We start from the raw sequence: 436 nt of genomic DNA on the forward strand, positions 1-436 counted from the left end.
TTTTTTTCTGCGCGTAATCTACTGCCTGTAAACGAAAAAACCGCCCTGCAAGGCGGTTTTTCGAAGGTTCTCAGAGCTACCAACTCTTTGAGCCGAGGTAACTGGCTTGGAGGAGCGCAGTCACCAAAACTTGTTCTTTCAGTTTAGCCTTAACAGGCGCATGACTTCAAGTCTTACTCCTCTAATTCGGTTATCAGTGGCTGCTGCCAGTGGCGATAATTCGTGTCTTACCGGGTTGGACTCAAGACGATAGTTACCGGATAAGGCGCAGCGGTCGGGCTGAACGGGGGGGTTCGTGCACACAGCCCAGCTTGGAGCGAACGACCTACACCGAACTGAGATACCAACAGCGTGAGCTATGAGAAAGCGCCACGCTTCCCGAAGGGAGAAAGGCGGACAGGTATCCGGTAAGCGGCAGGGTCGGAACAGGAGAGCG

At 53.4% G+C, this 436-nt stretch carries 1 protein-coding gene; it reads right to left on the minus strand.

Annotated elements, in window-relative coordinates; translation table 11 throughout:
- Positions 1-138: 138 nt before the first annotated feature.
- Positions 139-303 carry a replication initiation protein gene (locus tag BGK49_RS31725; RefSeq protein WP_171763446.1) on the minus strand — a complete coding sequence of 55 codons (165 nt, stop codon included), beginning with the start codon at positions 301-303 and terminating at the stop codon, positions 139-141.
- Positions 304-436 lie beyond the last annotated feature (133 nt).

The sequence above is a fragment of the Shigella sp. FC1544 genome (assembly GCF_001722145.1).
Lineage (GTDB): Bacteria > Pseudomonadota > Gammaproteobacteria > Enterobacterales > Enterobacteriaceae > Escherichia > Escherichia coli.